General features: G+C 66.9%; 14 protein-coding genes and 1 tRNA gene. 6 read left to right on the top strand and 9 right to left on the bottom strand.

Annotated features, from left to right (window positions below; translation table 11 throughout):
• Window positions 1-6: 6 nt before the first annotated feature.
• The gene (locus E3T43_RS03325; RefSeq protein WP_134471322.1) at window positions 7-1,023 is read right to left on the bottom strand and encodes a magnesium and cobalt transport protein CorA; all 1,017 of its coding nucleotides are present in this window, start codon (window positions 1,021-1,023) and stop codon (window positions 7-9) included.
• 47 nt (window positions 1,024-1,070) lie between these two features.
• On the opposite strand from E3T43_RS03325, the gene E3T43_RS03320 reads away from it, so the two are divergent.
• Window positions 1,071-1,712: a 4'-phosphopantetheinyl transferase superfamily protein gene (locus E3T43_RS03320; RefSeq protein ID WP_134471321.1), complete on the top strand. Its 642-nt coding sequence runs from the start codon at window positions 1,071-1,073 to the stop codon at window positions 1,710-1,712.
• 210 nt (window positions 1,713-1,922) lie between these two features.
• Here E3T43_RS03320 and E3T43_RS03315 read toward each other — a convergent pair whose 3' ends face one another.
• From E3T43_RS03315 to E3T43_RS03290, 6 genes are all read right to left on the bottom strand, one after another.
• A complete protein-coding gene (locus E3T43_RS03315) occupies window positions 1,923-3,251 on the bottom strand; it encodes a M1 family metallopeptidase (protein WP_134471320.1) in 1,329 nt (442 codons plus the stop codon).
• 7 nt (window positions 3,252-3,258) lie between these two features.
• Window positions 3,259-7,158 (bottom strand): Pls/PosA family non-ribosomal peptide synthetase, encoded by a 3,900-nt coding sequence (locus tag E3T43_RS03310; protein ID WP_241978797.1) that lies wholly within the window; start codon window positions 7,156-7,158, stop codon window positions 3,259-3,261.
• Between the two features lie 394 nt (window positions 7,159-7,552).
• Window positions 7,553-7,624 (bottom strand) — tRNA-Arg (locus tag E3T43_RS03305).
• 186 nt (window positions 7,625-7,810) lie between these two features.
• On the bottom strand, window positions 7,811-8,308 hold the full coding sequence (locus tag E3T43_RS03300; RefSeq protein ID WP_092451054.1) for an HNH endonuclease: 498 nt from the start codon (window positions 8,306-8,308) through the stop codon (window positions 7,811-7,813).
• 343 nt (window positions 8,309-8,651) lie between these two features.
• Window positions 8,652-9,404 (bottom strand): C40 family peptidase, encoded by a 753-nt coding sequence (locus E3T43_RS03295; protein WP_241978788.1) that lies wholly within the window; start codon window positions 9,402-9,404, stop codon window positions 8,652-8,654.
• 333 nt (window positions 9,405-9,737) lie between these two features.
• On the bottom strand, window positions 9,738-10,457 hold the full coding sequence (locus tag E3T43_RS03290) for a metal-dependent transcriptional regulator (RefSeq protein WP_134471319.1): 720 nt from the start codon (window positions 10,455-10,457) through the stop codon (window positions 9,738-9,740).
• Between the two features lie 133 nt (window positions 10,458-10,590).
• On the opposite strand from E3T43_RS03290, the gene serC reads away from it, so the two are divergent.
• Together serC and E3T43_RS03280 are read left to right on the top strand one after the other, a co-directional pair.
• Window positions 10,591-11,709: a phosphoserine transaminase gene (gene serC, locus E3T43_RS03285; protein WP_134470121.1), complete on the top strand. Its 1,119-nt coding sequence runs from the start codon at window positions 10,591-10,593 to the stop codon at window positions 11,707-11,709.
• Between the two features lie 28 nt (window positions 11,710-11,737).
• Window positions 11,738-11,992 carry a DUF2530 domain-containing protein gene (locus tag E3T43_RS03280; RefSeq protein ID WP_134443799.1) on the top strand — a complete coding sequence of 85 codons (255 nt, stop codon included), beginning with the start codon at window positions 11,738-11,740 and terminating at the stop codon, window positions 11,990-11,992.
• Here E3T43_RS03280 and E3T43_RS03275 read toward each other — a convergent pair.
• Both E3T43_RS03275 and E3T43_RS03270 read right to left on the bottom strand, forming a co-directional pair.
• Window positions 11,989-12,567, bottom strand: coding sequence for a DUF3027 domain-containing protein (locus E3T43_RS03275; protein WP_134471318.1), 579 nt, complete (start codon window positions 12,565-12,567; stop codon window positions 11,989-11,991). The genes E3T43_RS03280 and E3T43_RS03275 overlap by 4 nt on opposite strands.
• Window positions 12,560-12,940, bottom strand: a complete 381-nt coding sequence (locus E3T43_RS03270; protein ID WP_092451191.1) for a cold-shock protein — start codon at window positions 12,938-12,940, stop codon at window positions 12,560-12,562. The genes E3T43_RS03275 and E3T43_RS03270 overlap by 8 nt, the downstream gene beginning before the upstream one ends.
• A gap of 93 nt (window positions 12,941-13,033) precedes the next feature.
• Here E3T43_RS03270 and E3T43_RS03265 point away from each other — a divergent pair, with 93 nt between their 5' ends.
• From E3T43_RS03265 to E3T43_RS03255, 3 genes are all read left to right on the top strand, one after another.
• A complete protein-coding gene (locus tag E3T43_RS03265) occupies window positions 13,034-13,306 on the top strand; it encodes a multidrug ABC transporter ATPase (protein ID WP_134443801.1) in 273 nt (90 codons plus the stop codon).
• Window positions 13,306-15,168 (top strand): helicase-associated domain-containing protein, encoded by a 1,863-nt coding sequence (locus E3T43_RS03260; protein WP_134471317.1) that lies wholly within the window; start codon window positions 13,306-13,308, stop codon window positions 15,166-15,168. Before E3T43_RS03265 ends, E3T43_RS03260 begins: the two co-directional genes overlap by 1 nt.
• Before the next feature lie 91 nt (window positions 15,169-15,259).
• Entirely contained in the window at window positions 15,260-16,903 is a 1,644-nt protein-coding gene (locus tag E3T43_RS03255) for a DNA repair helicase XPB (protein WP_092451068.1), read from the top strand.
• Window positions 16,904-16,997 lie beyond the last annotated feature (94 nt).

Here is a 16,997-nt window from a genome sequence, read left to right as displayed (position 1 = left end):
TGGCCCTTACAGCCAGTCCCGACGCTTGAAGACGATGTACAGGGCGCATCCCATCGCGAGCATCAGGGCGAGCGCGAACGGGTAGCCCAGGGTCCAATGTAGTTCGGGCATGTGGTCGAAGTTCATGCCGTAGATGGTTCCGACCAGGGTCGGCGCGAACAGGATCGCCGCCCAGCTGGAAATTTTCTTGACCTCTTCGCTCTGCGCCAGGCTGGTCTCCGACAGGTGCCGCATTTCGTCGTTCTGGGCCTGTCCCACGAGGGTGCTGTGCACGGTCAGCGCGTTTTGCAGCAGCTGCCGAAAGGCGTCGCCACGTTCAACGATGCGCAGGGTATGGTCGAGCACATCGCGCAGGTGCCGGTGCAGTTCCAGGTCGACGTTGTATTTGTCGAAGCCACGCTGCATGGACTCAAACATACCCACGAGCGGTTGGGTGGCTCGTTGAAACTCGATCACTTCGCGGGACAGGGCGTAGATGCGTCGGCTGACCTCGGGGTCACCGTCGAAAAGTTGGTCTTCGATCTCATCTATGTCATTTTCGAGGCCGGCCACGACCGGCCCGTACTCGTCGACGACCTGGTCGAGAATCGCATACAGCACGGCTTCCGGGCCGAGGGCGAGCAGGTGCGGTGCCTGCTCCATCCGCTGGCGCACCTGGGCGAGGTCGGGCGATTCCGCGTGACGGATGGTGACGACGAAGTCCGGGCCGACGAAGACGTGCAGCTCACCGAATTCAACGCGTTCCTCGTCGTCCATATAGCGAGCGGGGCGCAGCACCACGAACAAAATATCGCCGAACCGCTCGATCTTCGACCGCTGATGGCCCTTGAAAGCATCCTCAATGGCCAGGTGGTGCAGGCTGAACTCGGTGGCGACGGCCCGCACTTCCTCCTCGCTCGGCCGGTACAGTCCGATCCAGGCGAAGCCCTTATGCTCCTTCATGACCTCGAAGGTCTCGTCGAGGCTGGGCGGTGTCGAAACCCGATGCCCGTCCACGTAAACCGCGTTGTCCACCAGGGCCATGGGCTCTCCTTGTTCGCTCCTAGTTTGCCACCGCGTACGGTTGCAGAGTGACGCAAACGGATGTCTCCCTCTTCCTGGCTCCGCGGGCGCCGCTCCCCGAGACCGACCGTCTGCACCTGGCCGAGGCCGTCGCCCGGGTCTGCCGGGTTGAGCTCACCGAGGTCACCATCGCGCAGCGCTGCGAGCGCTGCGGCGGCGCACACGGAAAACCCCGCGTGCTGCGGCCGCCGGGCACCTTCGTGAGCCTGAGCCGCGCCGCCTCGACCGTCGCCGTCGCCGTGTCGCTGGCCGGGCCGATCGGTGTCGATATCGAGAGCGTCAGCGCGGTCGGCCGGGCCGGGTTCGACGACGTCGCGTTCAACGGGCCCGAGCAAGAAGCCCTGCGGGCGGCGCCGATGGCGGCACGCGACCGGGTGCGCGCGACGCTCTGGACGGCGAAGGAAGCGGTGCTCAAGCTTTCCGGGGCGGGGCTGACGGTGGACCCGCGGGAGCTGACCGTTGTATACCCGAAAGCGGCGGCATCCGTTTTTGTGATGGAGCCGCGGTGGCAGCTGCTGAGTTGGCCGGGCGCTTCCCTCGATCTGGCCGACCTGCACCTGGCGGGCTTCGACGCCGGCCCAGGCCTGGTCGGCACGGTGGCCACCCTCGGCCCGGACGCGCCCCGGATCGTGCTGCTCCCCCAAACGTGAGGCGCAGCGTAACGGATGCCTGTTGCTGGTGCCCACAGGCGCCGCCGCCGGCATCCATTTCATGCTGCGCGGGACTTGCGCCGCTGCGCAGGTTGACAACTACCGACAACTACCGCCCAACTCCCGCGCACTGGCGCAACACCCGCGATACGTGCGACCCGCCCAGCGCGGCTATCGGCTCGGCAGAGCCCGCTACCGCACCCAGCGCAGCTAGAGGCTTGGCAGGGGCCGCTCCTGCACCCAGCGAGCCACGAACCCGCCGATTGCCCGACTGCCGGTGTGCTCGGCGAAGAACTCGATGAAGTCATCGGTGGAGACATACCCGTGCCGCCGGGCCGACGTGTAGGCGCGCAGGGCCGAAAAGAAGGCCTCGTCGCCGAGCGACTTGCGAATGGCGTGCAGGGCGAGCGCTCCCCGTTTGTAAACGCGGTCGTCGAACATGGCGTGCGGGCCCGGGTCTCCGACGACGATGTCGTGGGGCAGCGCAGCGACCTTGCCGCGGTGCAGGGCGGCCAGAACGTCGGCGGTGCGACCGCCGCGTTCCTCCTCCCAGAGCCATTCGGCGTAGCAGGCGAAACCCTCCTGCAGCCAGATGTCCTGCCAGCGGGCCACGGTGAGGCTGTTGCCGTACCACTGGTGCGCCAGTTCGTGGGCGATCAGCCGGTCTTCGCCGTGGTTGCCGTCGACGTGGTTGCTGCCGAACACGGCCAGGCCGTGCGCCTCGAGCGGAATCTCCAGCTCGTCCTCGGTGACGACGACGGAGTATGACGCGAACGGATACGGCCCGAATCGGTCGGCGAAGAACGCGATCATCTCGGTGAGGCGGGCGAAGTCGGTGCCGACCCGGGTGGCCAGTTCAGCCGGAAAGTACAGGCTGTGCGCGACCGGCCGGGCGGCGAGGTCGCGGCGGCGGTACCGACCGATCAGCACGGTCGCGAGGTAGGTGGCCATTGGCTCCCGCACGTCGAAGGTCCAGCTGGTGCGCCCGGAGCGGCTCGACTGTGCCGACAGCGCCCCGTTGGACACCACGGTGTACCCGGATTCACAGCCGACGGTGATGCGAAAGGTGGCTTTGTTGCTCGGATGGTCGTTGCACGGAAACCAGGAGGGGGCCCCGCAGGGCTGCCCGGAGACGAGTACGCCGTCGTCGAGTTCTTCCCAGCCGACATCACCCCAATTGCTGCGCACCGGATGCGGCGCCCCGCGATAACGCACCACGATCTCAAACAGGGCCCCGGCTTCCACCGGTGTGGCGAGCGTGATCACGAGTTTGCGGGCCGTGTGCGTCACCCTCGCCGGCCGCGCGCGGTTCACTGTGACTTTTTCCATGCTGAGGCCGGCGAAATCGAGACTGAATCGGTCCAGCCGCATCAGCGCCCGCGCGGTGATGATCGCGGTGGCGTTCAGCCGGTTGGTGGCCACTCGGTAGTCGAGGGTCAGCTCATAGTGCTCGGCGCTGTAGCCGCCGTTGCCGGAGGTGGGAATATAGGGATCGCCGGCGCTGGCGGCACCGTAAGTGGTCTGCAGAGTCTGGCCCATCAGTCAACTATTCCACGCTCGACCACGGCGGCTGGTGCCACGGCGTGATCGGGTTGCCGGACCAGAGCGACCCGGTCGGCACGCGTTCGCCGCGCATCACGAGCGAGCCGGGGCCGACGGTCGCTCCGGCATCGATTGACGCCGCTGGCAGAATGACACCGTTCGGGCCCAGGGTGGCACCCTCGGCGAGTTCGACGGCGTCAAGCTGCATGATCCGATCGTGAAACAGGTGGGTCTGCACGACGCAGCCGCGGTTGACCGTGCTGCCGGCACCGAGTCGCACGAGATCGGCTTCGGGCAGCCAATAGGTTTCGCACCAGACACCGCGCCCCACCGTGGCGCCGAGGGTGCGCAGCCACACGGCGAGCGCCGGCGTGCCCGATGCTTTCTCGGCGAACCACGGGCGAGCCACCATCTCCACGAAGCTGTCCGACACCTCGTTGCGCCAGATGAACGATGACCAAAGCGGATGCTCCGACGCGTCGATCCGCCCGACCAGCGTCCACTTGACCACCGTCGTGACCCCGGCGGCGACCGCGCCGGCCACGAGCATGACCACGCCGGACAGGGCGATGGCCGCGCCAAGTCCGAGCCAGAGCCAGACCAGGTCGAGCAGGGCAAGCACGAGCAGCGCGATCCAGGCGGTCGTGAAGCCGGCCACGATCCGCAGCAGTTCCCAGAGTGACCGGGCAACTTTCAGGCGAACGGGAGGGTGGAACGTTCGCGAGTCGTCGGCATCCGTTTGCCTGCGCCGCAGGCGGGCCGGCGGGTTACCGAGCCAGCTGGAACCGCGCTTGGCCTTGCGCGGCGTCGAGGAGAGCACAGCGACGAGCCCGTTGCGCGGCACGGTACGACCGGGCCCGGCCATGCCGCTGTTGCCGAGAAAAGCCTTGCGGCCGATCTTGGCCGGGCCAATGTGCATCCAGCCGCCGCCGAGTTCGTAGCAGGCGACCATGGTGTCGTCGGCGAGAAAAGCGGCCGGCGCGATCGTCGTCAGCGAGGGCAGCAGCAGCACGGTTGACGCCTCGACGTCGGCGCCCACCTTGGCGCCGAGCAGGCGCAGCCAGGTCGGGGTGATCAGGCTCGCGTAGACCGGAAACAGCACGTTGCGAGCGCCGTCCAGGATACGTTCGGTCATCCAGACCTGCCAGCCGATGCGGCTGCGCACCGGATAGTAGCCCTCGCGCAGCCCGATACCGAGGGCTCGCACGAAGGCGATCACGAGCAGGGCGTAGGCGAGTCCACCGGCCAGAACCGCGACCGGCATGATCAGCGCTGCCCGCAGCGCGGCGACACCGAGACTGCTGGCGTCGCCGACGGCACCGCCGACGATGACGGCGCCGAGCGCGAGGGCCAGCGTGGGAATGGCCGTCATCGCGACGGACCCGGTGGCGAACGCGCCGAGCCACCGGCTGGCCCTTGCCGGCCGCTCGGCCGGCCACGGACGCCTTGCCGACCCCGCCCGGCGGGCCGGGGAACCAGCCCAGCGCTCCCCCGGCGGCACGCGGGACGAAACTGCAGCGCCGGGTTCGATCTCCGCGCCGTTCCCGACGTGGGCCCCGCCGAGCAGGGTGCTGCGGGAACCGATTCGGGCGTCGGCACCGACGTGCAGGTGGCCGATCCGCAGCACGTCGCCGTCGATCCAATGGCCGGCCAGGTCGACCTCGGGCTCGATCGAGGCCTGGGCGCCGATGGTGAGCAGACCGGTGACCGGTGGCAGCGAGTGCAGGTCGACGTCGCGGCCGATCTCGGCGCCCAACGCCCGGGCGTAATAGCTGATCCAGGGGGCACCGGCCAGGCTCGCTGCGTCAACGAGCAGCGCCACCTGCTCGGCGAGCCACAGCCGCAGGTGCACGGAGCCGCCGCGCGGATAGTTACCCGGCACCAGGTTGCGCAGCAGCAGCCTCGATGCGATCACCGCGATCAGCATTTTGCCGGGCGGCGTCACGAACAGCGCAAAACCGAGTGCCACCCACCACCAGGACAGAGTCGGCGCAAAGGTCGCCCCGGCCAGGCTCAGCAGGTTGTTCGCGATGGCGAGGTAGACCAGCCAGCGGGCGCCGCTGAGCACGTGCAGGGGAATGCCGAGCAGGGTCTGGGCGAGCTGGCTGCGCGCCGGTGTCGGCAGCACGGTGCGCACGACTGGGACTTCCACGGGAGTGCGCGCGTCGAGTTCCTCGGCCAGGGAGCCGATGCGCGGGTGGTCGTAGAGGTCGGCGACGGTGGTTTCGGGGTGCCGGGCCCGCACAGCCGACACGAATTGCGCGGCTGAGAGCGAACCGCCGCCCTGGGCGAAAAAATCATCGTCGGGGCCGGTCACCGGCACGCCCAAAATGGATGCCCACGCCTCGGCCAGCCACTCGGCTGTCGGTGACAGCGCCGCGGTCTCGTCGGCCGATTGAGGCAACGGCCAGGGCAATGCAGACCGGTCGACCTTGCCCGAGGTGCGGGTTGGCAGCGCGTCGACGATGGCCAGCAGCGGCACCAGTGCGGCGGGGAGTTCCTCGCGCAGCCGGTCAATCGCGGCCGGCCGGTCGAACGCGGCGTCCGCATTGAGGGCGATATAGCCGACCAGAATGTGGTTGCCGGCCGGAGTGGTCTGGACCACGGCGGCGCCGCCGGCGACTCCGGGAAGAGCACCCAGGGCCGCATCCACTTCACCGAGCTCGATGCGGCGGCCGCCGAGTTTCACCTGGTCGTCGGCGCGCCCGGCAAAGACAAGGCCCGCCGTTTCGAAGCGCACCAGGTCCCCGCTGCGGTAGGCGCGATCCCAGCCGAGCTGCGGGTGCTGCGCATATTTCTCGGCGTCCTTCTCGGCGTCGAGGTAGCGGGCCAGACCAACACCGCCGATGATGAGCTCGCCGGTCTCCCCCGCGGCGACCCGGTGCCCGGCCGCGTCGACGACGGCGAGGTCCCAGCCGTCGAGCGGGAGGCCGATGCGCATCTCGCCGATGCCGTCGACGAGGGCGCCGCAGGCCACGACGGTCGCTTCGGTCGGGCCGTAGGTGTTCCACACTTCGCGTCCGCGGGTGGCAATGCGGGCGACCAGTTCGGGCGGGCAGGCCTCACCGCCGAAGATGAGCAGCCGAACGGCCTCGAGCGACTCTTCCGGCCAGAGCGCGGCGAGGGTCGGCACGGTCGAGACGACGGTGATGCCGTGGGTGATCAGCCACGGGCCAAGGTCGGCACCGCTGCGCACGAGCGAGCGCGGGGCGGGAACCAGGCAGGCGCCGTTGCGCCAGGCCAGCCACATTTCCTCACAGCTCGCGTCGAAGGCCACAGAGAGCCCGGCCAGCACGCGGTCTCCGGTCCCGATCGGTTCGTCCCGCAGAAACAGTCCGGCCTCGGCGTCGACGAACGCAGCCGCCGACCGGTGGGTGACGGCGACGCCCTTGGGCACGCCGGTCGAGCCGGAGGTGAAGATGACCCAGGCGTCGTCATCGGGCGTCGGAATGTTGCCGGTCGGAAAGACCAGCGCGGGATCCTCGTGCGGTCCGACACGGCGAGCGCGCAGGGCCTGCACGTCGAGGCCGTCGCGAGGCGCAAACACGCCGCCCTCCCCGATGATGCCGACCACGTGGGCTTCGGCGAAGACCAGCCGGGCGCGTTCCTCCGGGTCGTCCGCGTCGACCGGCACGTAGGCGGCACCCACCAGCAGCGTGGCCAGGATCGACACATACAGGTCGCGGGTGCCGGAGGGAATGCGAATTCCCACGGTGTCGCCGCGCCGCACCCCGGCCAGGCTCAGCGCATTTGCCTGTGCCTGCACGCGTCGCAGCAGGCCGCGATAGCTGATCGTTCCGGCCGCATCTTCCAGGGCCAAAGCCTCCGGATGCTGCGCCGCGGTTTCCGCAATAATGTCGGCGAGGGTGCGGGCCGGCTTGGCCCGGTGGCCCGCCGCCAGCACCTCCTGGCCGTGCCCGCCCCGGTCGGACGTGATCGGGTGATTTTGGCTCTGGTGCTCGCTCACACTGCTCCTTGATCAGGTCGTGGCAGTGGTGCACGGCGCCAAAACACCAGTCTAGAACTCACCGGTAACGCGCAGGTGAACAACCCCGCCACCGGGGGTCATCCGGCCTGGCAGTGGCGTGCAGAGTCTCAATGAAGCGTGCTTGCGCATCCGCTCCCCCTGGGTCGACACCTCGGGGAGCGTCGCAACAGCATTTCCCGGCTCGCAGCGGCCTTCACCGCGAGCGTCTCCACGGCAACGTGTGTCAGCGAGGTGTTGGCCCCCGGCGCCCGAGAAACACAAAAACCCTGCATCTCAGATTTTGCGAGGGATGCAGGGTCGTAAACCGGTGTGCCCCTGGAGGGATTCGAACCCCCAACCGTTTCCTTAGGACGGAACTGCTCTTCCGTTGAGCTACAGAGGCTGGCCGGGCAAGTTTAGCCTGCGCAACGTCGCTGACGCGAAAGCCCGCAGTCCCCCACGTGCCGAGGACGCTGCAGTAGCCCCGCTGCAGGAGTCGCACTGCAGTAGCCCCGCTGCAGGAGTCGGACTGCAGCAGTCGCGCGGACGTACCTTAAGGGCGCACGCCAGCGCATCCGCTTTGCTGCCGTCAGGCGGCGGGTGCCAGATAGGCGTCCCAGTCCTCCAGCGGTCGCTCGATACCGCGCACGACCCAGGTCGTGCCTTGCGGCATCCGCGGGGTGAAGCGCAGTTCCCACCCCATTTCGGCCGGTGTGTGGTCGCTCTTGAGGTTATTGCAGCGCAGGCAGCAGGCGGCGAGATTGTCCCAGGTGTCGCGGCCACCGCGCGAGCGCGGCAGCACATGGTCGATCGTGGCCGCGGACTTACCGCAGTAACAGCAGCGGTGATCGTCACGGCGCAACACTCCGCGGCGACTGACCGGCACGAGTCTCGACATGGGAATGCGCACGTACCGCGTGAGCAGAATAACGCTCGGCCGATCCCACGAGCCCGAGGCCGCGAAAACGGGGTGATTCTGATCGGACTGCACGATCGTCGCCTTCTGGTTCATCACCAGAATGAGTGCTCGTTTGAATGAGACAACGGCGAGGGGCTCATAGCCCGCATTGAGTACCAGTGTGCGCATGCGCTCCCTTTCGAAGGAGGCTGGACGGCTTCCAGCCATTCGAACTACATCCGATGCGTACAGAACAGGAGCGTGACAGCGCGAGAGAGGGTACAAAAAAAGGCGCCGTCACAATGACAACGCCTTACGGCTGCTCACGCAGCTCTTCTCGCTCTGACAACTATGCCGAAAGCACTCGCGACCGCGCACATCCATGGTGTGGATAGTGCGTCGCTCATGCATGGGCTCTCCTAAAGACCTACAACTACATCAGGGCACTAGGTTAACCCACAAATGGCGCAACAGGGAAACCTGTGTGCGCCATCGGTGTGAGCTGTTACCCAGTGTTCACCGCGGGGGCGACTTAGATGCCGATCCGCACGATGTAGTAGTCGCTGGTCCAGATGGGCTGGATCCGCACGGACTGGCCCGTATAGGGCGCGTGCAAAATGTTGCCGTTGCCGGCGTAGAAACCGTCGTGGCCGTCCATGATCACGAGGTCGCCGGGCACGGCATCCTCGATCGCGATCTTGGTTCCGGCTGCACCCTGGCCCGTCGAGGAGTGGGGCAGGCTGATACCGAACTGCGCATAGACGTACATAATGAAGCCGGAGCAGTCGAAGCCGGCCGGGGTGGCGCCGCCATAGACATAGGGCACGCCCTGATACTGCGAGGCCACATTGAAAACGGATGCGAGATCAAAATTCGGGTAGGTCGGGTTGGCCAGGTAGTCGGCGACGCTCGGGCCGGAGTAGCTCGCGGCGTACGAGGTCATCTGCGCGGCAACTTCGATGCGGCGGGTTTCGGCCGCGGCAGCAGCAGCGGCAGCTTCCAGTTCCTCCGGGGTGGTGGCGGTGAATCCCTCGCGAGCAACACTCACGGTCGCTGCCTGCGCGTCGACTTCAACGGCTTGAGCCTGAGCCTTGGACATCTCGGAGGATTCACTGGCCTGAAAGCTGGCTTCGTTCGAACCGGGGGCGAAGGCATAGGCCGGGAGGGCCATCGTGGCGATCATGCCGGTAGCGAGGGTCATGACGACGGCATTGCCGAGGCGGCTGCGGCGCTTCTTCGGGGCCGCGCGGGGCAGCGCTCGGTGGGTGTGTGCCGTCGATTCCACTGTTGCCAGGGCATCGGATGTTCGGCTCAGCCCGCGGCGGGACCTTCTCGTTCCTAATGCAGCCAAAGTTTTAACCTCCGGCGCCTCGACAACACTAGGTTGTTGTCCCGTCCACTTCGCTAATCGCGGGTGTGTTCCTAGTCAAGAGACGGGGCGAACAGGCGTCCTAACTAGAGTCCTTCGACCGTTTCTGATCTGTGGGACTCCCCGAGGCTACAAGAAGCACACCCATTTGTCACCCTGAAATACCATTTTTCTAACGAATTGGTAACGGAACGAGTGTCCCCGGGAGGCGACCGGCGGCATCCGTCGACCAGCGATGCCGGCTGGATCTCAGTGAACGACCGGGATGTAGCCGTCCGGTGTGCTGACGAAAATGTGACTGGCGACCTCGCTGGGCAATTCCAGGCCGGCACCAAAACCTTCGACCTGTACTAGAACGTATGATCCGGCCACCGAGAAGACTCCGGTGGCGCCGGGCATGACGCCGCTCTGCTTGAGCTGCAGCAGCAGCTCGGGGTCGAACTGCACCGGTTCCCCCAGGCGACGGATGACCGCGGTCACCGGATCGGGTGAACTCGCCACCACCGCCACCACGCTGGTCACTCCCGCCATGAACGCCACCGCCGCCGATTCGCCGAACTCGTCGAGACCCGGAATCGGATTGCCATACGGAGACTCGGTGGGGTGACCGAGCAACTCCAAAATCTTACGTTCCACCTGTTCGCTCATCACGTGCTCCCAGCGACAGGCCTCATCGTGCACGAACTCCCACTCGAGCCCGATCACGTCGCTGAGCAGGCGCTCGGCCAGACGGTGCTTGCGCATCACGTGCACGGCCTTACTGCGGCCCGCCACCGTCAATTCCAGGTGCCGGTCGCCGGAGACGACGACGAGGCCGTCCCGTTCCATGCGCGCGACGGTCTGAGAGACCGTGGGGCCGGAGTGCCCGAGGCGCTCGGATATGCGCGCCCGCAACGGCACGATCTCCTCTTCCTCCAGGTCGAGGATGGTGCGGAGATACATTTCGGTGGTGTCGATCAGATCGCTCATCCGCAGCCCTTCGTTCAGCTCGTGCGCGCACCGCTCATCTGGTGACGGAAGGGTGCTTCGTTGGCGGCCTCGGCAATGGCCCGCACAGCGTCACAAGCCTACCTGTCAGTGGGAGGGCAACTAGAATTACGGCATGGCCGACCTTCTGATACCCACCGATCTGCTCCCCCTCGACGGACGATTCGGCTGCGGCCCATCGAAAATCCGGCGAGAACAGCTCGACCACCTGCTCGGATTCGGCACGGGAGTGCTCGGCACCTCGCACCGCCAGCCCCCCGTGAAGGACCTCGTCGGCCGAGTACGTGGCGGCCTCGCCGAGCTGTTCAGCATTCCGGACGGCTATGAAGTCGTGCTCGGCAATGGCGGCTCGACCGCCTTCTGGGACGCCGCGGCGTTCTCCCTGATCGAGAAGCGCGCGCAGAACCTGGTCTTCGGCGAGTTCGGCGGCAAATTCGCCAAGGCGGCTGCCGCCCCGTGGCTCGACGCCCCCGACGTGATCAAGGCCGACACCGGCTCGCGCAGCGACTTCATCGTGAAGGGCGGCATCGACGTTTACGCTTGGCCCCAGAACGAAACCTCGACCGGCGTCATGGCCCCGGTCACCCGGGTCGCCGGCGATGCTGGCGCCCTCACCGTCATCGATGCAACGAGCGCCGCCGCCGGCATCGACTTCGACGCCAGCCAGGCGGACGTCTATTACTTCGCCCCGCAGAAAAACCTCGCCTCCGACGGTGGCCTGTGGATCGCCCTGTTCTCCCCGGCGGCCCTCGAACGAGTTGAACGTATCGCTGCGAGCGGCCGCTACATTCCGGAATTCCTCAGCCTCAAGAACGCCGTCGACAACTCGCGCCTGAACCAGACGCTCAACACTCCAGCCCTCAGCACGCTGCTGCTGATGGAGAACCAAATCGACTGGATCAACCAGAGCGGCGGACTGGCGTGGGCGTCCGCGCGCACCCAGGCATCGTCATCCGTTCTGTATGACTGGGCGGAAGGCGTCGATTACGCGACCCCGTTCGTGGCGGACCCGACCCACCGTTCGCAGGTCGTCGTCACGATCGACTTCGACGACGCCATCGATGCGTCAGCGATCAGCAAGACGCTGCGCGCCAACGGCATTGTCGACACCGAGCCGTACCGCAAGCTCGGCCGCAACCAGCTGCGCATCGCGACCTTCACCGCGATCGATCCTGAGGACGTCAAGAAGCTCGTCGCGTCGATCGAACACGTCGTCGGCCACCTCGGCAACTAGCGCGAACCGCGGGAGAAAGGATCGGGCCATGCGTCTCTGGTTGAAAGACAGTGAACGGCGACCCGATCCGCTGCCCGCCAGGACGGATGCCCGCACGGCACTGGTCGTGGGCACGCTGCTCTGGCTGATGGCCCTCGGCGCCGCACTCGTCGTTGAGTTCACGGCGCCGCGGGCGTCAGGGGCGGCGAGCGCGGCGGGACCGGGTTGGTGGCTGTGGTGCGCTGTGATCGGCGTCGGGCTCGGACTCGCCGGTCTCGCCTGGGTTCAGTTCCGCCGCCGCTAGCGCCTCATCGAAATCGATGCCGTCGAGGGCGTCAAGCGAGTCGTCGTTGGNTCATCGTCGTCGTCGTCGTCGTCGTCGTCGGACTCATCGTCGTTGTCGTCGTCGTCGTCGGACTCATCGTCGTTGTCGTCGTCCGAGTCGTCGTCAGAGTCGTCGTCGTCAGAGTCGTCGTAATTCTCTGAATCTGAATCGTCGACATCCGCCTCCGAGTCGTCCTCGACCAGTCGATCCGACCACGGCACCCACTCGGGTGCGAGCAGGGAATCGTCGCCGGGGGTGAGCTCTGTCTCGAGCACCGTCGGCGCGGCGTTTTCATCGACTCGGGCCAGGGATACCGTCCAGCGCCAGCCCGGATAGCCCGTCATCAGGCAGTCGAACAGCAGCGAGATCACGAGTTCGCCCTCATCGAGGTGCCCGATCACCTCGCCGACCGTGTCCTCGTCGGTGATCTCCAAAAGCGCAGCGCGGGCCAGATCGACAGCCGCCAGCAGGGTGGCGTCGGTCGGTTTCGCCGTCGTCGGCCGGGCGTCGGTCGGCTGGGCGTCGGTCGGCTGGACGTCCGGCAGGTCAGGCATCCAGTTCCTCGGCGACCTTGCGCAGCATCGCCGCGATCTTCTTACTATGGCTCGACTCGGGGTAGCGCCCGCGCTTGAGATTGGTGCCGATGCCGTCGAGCAGTTTCACCAGGTCTTCGACGATGATCGCCATGTCGTCGGCGGGTTTGCGGTTGATCTTGGACAAGCTTGGCGGAGCTTCAATCACGCGCACCGAGAGCGCCTGAGCGCCGCGCTTGCCATCGGCGATGCCGAATTCGAGCTTCGCGCCGGCCTTGACGGTAACGCCGGAAGGCAGGGCGGAAGCGTGGAGGAAGACTTCCTGGCCGTCATCGGAAGTGATGAAGCCAAAACCCTTCTCCTCGTCGTAAAACTTGACCTTGCCGGTAGGCATCTGAACCTCACTGAGTTTTGGGCGCACGAAAAAGTGCGGGGTGTGCACCCAGCATATTCGGTTACGGCCGCAGCGTGCCCGTATCCTTAGGCTGTGACCAATCAAACTCCACGACCCGTCAGCCGGATAGAACGTGTTCTCGCTTACATGGTTGCGAGCGTGGTCGGGTTGTCGATCCTCGCCTTCATCGCGGTGATCGCGGCTACGGCGATGGGCGTCAAGGCTGCGCAATTCGGGCAGGGCATCTGGCCATCCGTTATCGTGCTCCCGACCTTCGGCCTGCCGGTTGGATTCCTGCTGGTCATCGCGCTCATGGTCACGGTGGGAGTTCGCCGCAGTCGCGAAGCCCGACGAGACCGCGAGTAATGCTCGGCCTCGCGTCACGACTCCGGGCCCTGTCCGATGCCGAGCTGCGGCACGTGATCGGGGTGCGCGGTGTGAGCGCGAGCGGCATCCACGATTTCTTTGACCTGGCCGAGGCACTGCTGCACCCCGACAGCATCCAGCTGGCGCTCAGCCACCTGGACCGGTCCGTCCTGGCCGTCCTGGCCGTCGCCGGCGAGTGCACGAGCGCTGATTCGGTACCCAGCCTGCACGCCGTCGCCGGGCGGCTCTCAGCACTGAGTTCCGCCGAGGTCACGGCCGTCGATGTGGCCGCCCGCGCCGACTCCCTCGACGCCCTGCTGCTCACCGTTCGCGCGGACGGATGCTGCATCCCCTACGACGCCGTCTCGGCTCACCTGGCTAAATGGCCAGCCCAGGGCCTTCCGGGAGCCGCCGATCTGGCCATCACGGTCTCCCCCGCCGCCGTAGCCGCCGTGCCGGACGCCGATATCCCCTTCATCGACCAGCTCGCCGCCGAGCGCGCCTTCTCGGTTGTATCGTCGATCGCCGAGCTGGTCAATGAGCTCAGCCGCGAGCCGGCCCGCGAGCTCAGCCGCGGCGGACTCGGCCTGCCCGACACGAAGCGCCTGGCCGCCATTATGACCGTCGAACTCGAGCTGGTCGCCCCGATTGTGGCTCTGGCCGCGCGCGCAGACCTGCTGGCCCGCTCCGACGGGTATTGGATGGAAACCGAGGCCGGCGAGGCCTGGCTGCTCGAGGGCACTACCTCCCGCTGGGCCGCCCTGGCTGCGGCCTGGCAGGCGGCCCTTCCGCCGATCGTCGCTGACATTCTGCCGCGGCAGGCTGGACTGTTCTGGGGCGAGGCGCTATCGGGATTCATAGCCTGGCTCTATCCGGCAGGCGGCGAGTGGATGCAGACGCAGCTGGCCGAGTTTGCCCGTGACGCCGAACTGATCGGAATCACCGCCCACGACACCACGAGCACCGCCGGCGCGAGCGTGCTGCGCGGCGACCCCGAGGCGGCCGTGGCGACCATGGTGGCCGCCCTGCCCACCGAGGTCGGTGCCGTGTATCTCCAGCACGACCTGTCAATGGTGTCCCCCGGCCCGTTGGCCCCGTCGATCGATGCCCGCCTGCGCGGGATGGCCGACGTGGAGAGTCGGGAACTGGCGTCGAGCTATCGCATCACCGCGGCATCCGTCAATCGTGCGCTGGCCGCGGGCGAGGACGCTAAGTCCCTGCTGGCCTTCCTGGCATCGATCTCGCTCACCGGAATTCCCCAGCCGGTGGACTACCTCATCAACGAGTCGGCCGCCCGCTACGGTCGTGTGCGGGTGGGTACCCTGGCCGAGGACGCCGCCCTCGCGTTGAGTTATGTCTCTTCAGCGGATGCCGCGCTGCTGAACACGATCGCGGTCGATCAGACCCTCGCCCCACTCGGGCTGGTGCGCGCCGACGACGGCGAGCGCCTGCTCAGTCGGTTCGGCGGCGACGCGGTGTTTTGGGCGCTCAGCGATGCGCGCTATCCCGTTGCCGCCGAGAATGAACACGGCGAGATCGTGCACCTGCGGCGACACCAGGTCGCCCGGATCACCGAGACGCCGCCGAAAGATCCGGCCCTGAACCTGGTCGAGAAACTCCGCGCCGGCGACGGCCACGGCGTGTCGGTAGCGGATGCCTGGCTCGCCCGCCAGCTCGACTCCGCCATCAAAGCGAAGCAGACCATCCTGGTCAGCATCGCGATGCCCGGCGGCTCGGTCGTGGACTATCTGCTGCAACCGGCCAGTGTCAGCAACGGCCGCTTCCGAGCTCGCGACCGACGCGCCGACATCGAGCGCACCCTGCCGCTCAAGAGCATCCTGAGCATCACCCCGGCACCCTGACCGATCGCGACACCCAGCGCGAGCATTGGCTGAGTGCGCGGAACCAGCCGGGTGCCGGGGACGTCACCCGACGCGAGTAGGATTAGGCGCTATGTCTGATGGCCCCCTGATTGTCCAAAGTGACCGCACGGTGTTGCTCGAAGTCGCCCACCCTCTTGCCGAGGATGCTCGTCACGACCTCGCCGTCTTCGCCGAGCTCGAACGCGCCCCCGAGCACATCCACACCTACCGCATCACGCGGCTGGGTCTGTGGAATGCCCGGGCGGCCGGCCACGACGCTTCGGACATGCTCGCCACGCTGGAGAAATATTCTAAATTCGCCATACCCCAGACGGTCAGCGTGGACATCACCGAGACGGTCGGCCGCTACGGGCGTCTCGTCATTGAACGCGACTCCGAGGGCGCTCTCGTGTTGCACAGCAGCGACCAGGCCGTTCTCACCGAGATAGCAGGAGCCAAGCGCATCGCGCCGCTGCTGATCGGGCATCCGTCGCCGGAAACGTACCTGGTGGAGCCGTGGGCGCGCGGGCAGCTCAAGCAGGAGTTGGTGAAGCTCGGCTGGCCGGCCGAGGACCTCGCGGGGTACACGCCGGGCACCCCGCACGACATCGCCCTGCGCGAAGACGGCTGGGCGCTGCGCGACTACCAGAACAAGGCCGTCGCGAGCTTCTTCGACGGTGGCAGCGGCGTGGTCGTGCTGCCCTGTGGCGCCGGTAAGACACTGGTCGGTGCCGGAGCCATGGCCACAGCGAAGACCAACACCCTCATCCTGGTGACCAACACCGTCTCGGCGCGACAGTGGCGCGACGAACTGCTCAAGCGCACCACGCTCACGCCCGACGAGATCGGCGAATACTCCGGGCAGGTCAAAGAGGTCAAGCCCGTCACCATCGCGACGTACCAAATTCTCACCGCGAAGCGCAAGGGTGAGTACGCCCACCTCGAGCTGCTCGATGCCATGGACTGGGGCCTGGTGATCTACGACGAGGTGCACCTGCTGCCAGCACCCGTGTTCAAGCTCACCGCCGAGCTGCAGGCGCGCCGCCGCCTCGGCCTGACCGCCACCCTGGTGCGCGAGGACGGCCGCGAGGGCGACGTGTTCAGCCTGATCGGCCCCAAGCGGTTCGACGCACCGTGGAAGGAGATCGAAGCCCAGGGCTTCATCTCGCCCGCCAACTGCTACGAGGTGCGCATCGACCTGCCACAGTCGGAGCGGCTCAGCTATGCCGCGGCAGCGGACGACGAGCGGTACCGCATGGCCGCAACCGCACCGGCCAAGCTCGGCGTGGTGCAGGCCCTGATCCAGAAGCACGAGGGCGAACGTATCCTGGTGATCGGCCAGTACCTCGACCAGATCGACGAACTCGCCGAGGTCTTGAACGCTCCCCAGCTCACCGGTGCCACCCCAATCGACGAGCGAGAACGGTTGTATCAGGCGTTCCGGGTGGGCGAGGTCAAGGTGCTCGTGGTGTCGAAGGTTGCCAATTTCTCGGTCGACCTGCCCGAGGCGACCGTGGCCATCCAGGTGTCCGGCTCGTTCGGCTCCCGCCAGGAAGAGGCCCAGCGTCTCGGCCGGCTGCTGCGCCCGAAGGAGTCCGGCCTGTCGGCGAACTTCTACACCCTCGTCGCCCGCGACACGGTCGACCAGGACTTCGCCCAGAACCGCCAGCGCTTTCTCGCCGAGCAGGGCTACAGCTACACGATCCTCGACTCGCACAGCCTCGAGGCCGCCTAGCGGGAGTTTCCTAGCTAGCCTCGGTCAGAGTTCCAGAAGTGCTGGTCAACTCGGGTTTTGGCGGCTGGGTTTTGTATGACCTAACTTTTCTTCG

Source organism: Cryobacterium sp. Hh7, assembly GCF_004403155.1.
Lineage (GTDB): Bacteria > Actinomycetota > Actinomycetes > Actinomycetales > Microbacteriaceae > Cryobacterium > Cryobacterium levicorallinum.
Note: the sequence above shows the minus strand (reverse complement) of the source record. Positions and strands in the feature narration are given on the sequence as shown.